A 2,240-nucleotide genomic window follows, 5' to 3' on the forward strand; every position below is an offset into this window, starting at 1 on the left:
GGGGTGCACGGCAGGGGCGGACACGGAATTGAGCAGCGGAAGATGTTCAGATTTCACGATTGCGAGCCTAGCCCGTGGCGTGCCCGCTGTGAAACACCTCACGTTGCGCCGGTGCGGCGAGGCACGCCGCGGCGTGCCCGGTGCCCGGCGCCCCTGTAGCCAATGTCCCGTCCGCGCGGCGGGCCGGGGTCCGCGCATAGGATGAAAGCTATGCCCGCCGCCGATCTCCCCCTCCTGTGCCCGGTGTGCCGCCAGGGCCTCCGCTTCACTGGCGGCGCCCGCACCCTGGTGTGCGGAGCCGGCCACAGCTTTGACGCGGCCAGACAGGGCTACTTCAACTTCCTGGTCGGCAAGGGGACGGTTTTTGAAGCCGACAGCGCAGAAATGGTGGCGGCCCGCTTCGACTTCCTCTCCGCGGGGCATTACCAGCCGCTGGCCGATGCCGTGGCCGGGCTCGCCACACCGGCGCTCCGGGAGGCCCCCGCCGGCCGGCCTCTCGTGCTCGACGCCGGAACGGGCACCGGCCACTACCTCAGGGCCGTGCGGGACCGGGCCGCGGAGAACGCCGTCGACGTCGTCACCGTGGTCTTTGCGCCGCGCAACGCGCCCGAGTTCGCCCGGGTCCTCCGCCCCGGCGGCCGCCTTGTCGTGGTCACACCGCGGCCCGGCCACCTGGCGGAGGTTGCCGGGCCGGCCGGGATGCTGGGGATCGAGCCGGCCAAAGACGAGCGGCTCGCCGCGTCCCTGGGCCAGCACTTCGCGCCCGTCGCAGCATCTGATCTGGACCTGGCATTGACCCTTGGCCCGCGCGACGTCGCCAACCTGGCCTACATGGGACCGGCCGGCCACCACCTGGACCGAGCCGCACTGGTAGCCCTCGAGGCCGCGCTTCCGGAGCGGACCTCCGTCTCGGCCCGCTTCCGGATCAGCGTCTTTCAACCCATCCGCTGACCATTCCCGCTCCCGCCGCTTCGCGGGTGCCGTCAGGTACGCCCTGAAACCACCCCCGGGAGGGGACGGGGGCGGAAGGCCAGGCCGGGGAATCGACCCGCGAAATAACGACTTGGCCACTTTGGCCATCAATTCCCTACCGCCGGTCCCAGCTATTGCCTTTCCGCTTAGGATGGAATCACAGTTACTGGGGACCTGTGCCTGCAGCTCCCGGAACTCTAGGGGGAATTGATGTCTGAATGGCTGATCGAGAATTGGTGGGCGTTGTGGCTCACGCTCTTTCTCCTGTTTGCCGTGGTCGAGATGATCACACTCGATCTGTTCTTCATCATGCTCGGCGGCGGCGCCCTCGCCGGGCTTGTGGCGGACTTCGCCGGCGCCGATCCGTGGCTGCAGATCATCGCCTTCTGCGTCGTGTCCCTGCTCATGATCGGCTTCGTCCGGCCGGTGGCCCTCAAGCATCTCCACCGGGGACCGGCGGATCAGCGCACCAACATTGAACGCCTCATCGGCGAATCCGCCGTCGTCATGGAGGCTGTGAGCGAAAACGGCGGGCTCGTCAAGATTGGCGGGGACGTCTGGAGTGCGCGGTCCGAATCGGGAGTGCTGGCGCCCGGACAGCAGGCTGTGGTCAGTGCCATCGAAGGGGCCACCGCGATCGTGGCTCCGCAACCGGAATCCGCCGTCCAATAAAGGGCGCTGTCCGGCGGGCACTGCTGTCCGGCCGGTGCGGCGCTGCCGGCGCGAGACTAAAACAAAACAACTGGGGAATAGGTGATGTATGAATATCGCAGTCGCAATTGTGCTGCTGGTACTAATTGTGTTTGTAATTATTGTGCTGGTCCGGTCGGTCCGGATCATTCCACAGGCCCGTGCCGGCGTCGTTGAACGGCTGGGTAAATACCAACGCACCCTGAATCCCGGACTTACCCTGCTGATCCCGTTTGTGGACCGCCTGCTGCCATTGCTCGACCTGCGGGAGCAGGTGGTGTCCTTCCCGCCGCAGCCGGTCATCACCGAGGACAACCTGGTGGTCTCGATCGACACTGTGGTCTATTTCCAGGTCACGGACGCCCGGGCCGCCACCTACGAAATCGCCAACTACATCCAGGCAGTGGAACAGCTGACCACCACCACTCTGCGCAACGTGGTTGGCGGCCTCAACCTGGAGGAAGCGCTGACCTCGCGCGACCAGATCAACGGCCAGCTCCGCGGCGTCCTGGACGAGGCGACCGGTCGCTGGGGCATCCGGGTCTCCCGGGTCGAGCTCAAGGCGATCGATCCGCCCC

General features: G+C 66.8%; 3 protein-coding genes. All 3 read left to right on the forward strand.

Annotated elements, in window-relative coordinates; translation table 11 throughout:
• Positions 1-210: 210 nt before the first annotated feature.
• A complete protein-coding gene (locus tag LQV45_RS26840; protein WP_230009788.1) occupies positions 211-951 on the forward strand; it encodes a putative RNA methyltransferase in 741 nt (246 codons plus the stop codon).
• 231 nt (positions 952-1,182) lie between these two features.
• Entirely contained in the window at positions 1,183-1,644 is a 462-nt protein-coding gene (locus LQV45_RS26845; RefSeq protein WP_028276336.1) for an NfeD family protein, read from the forward strand.
• Between the two features lie 88 nt (positions 1,645-1,732).
• On the forward strand, positions 1,733-2,240 hold a 508-nt coding region (locus LQV45_RS26850), incomplete at its 3' end, for an SPFH domain-containing protein (protein ID WP_253074590.1).

It is taken from the genome of Microbacterium sp. Bi128 (assembly GCF_918698205.1).

Bases quoted from the DNA above. Each gene is read 5' to 3' on its own strand.
- LQV45_RS26840 (WP_230009788.1), top strand. From the start codon at position 211: ATGCCCGCCGCCGATCTCCCCCTCCTGTGCCCGGTGTGCCGCCAGGGC.
- LQV45_RS26845 (WP_028276336.1), top strand. From the start codon at position 1,183: ATGTCTGAATGGCTGATCGAGAATTGGTGGGCGTTGTGGCTCACGCTC.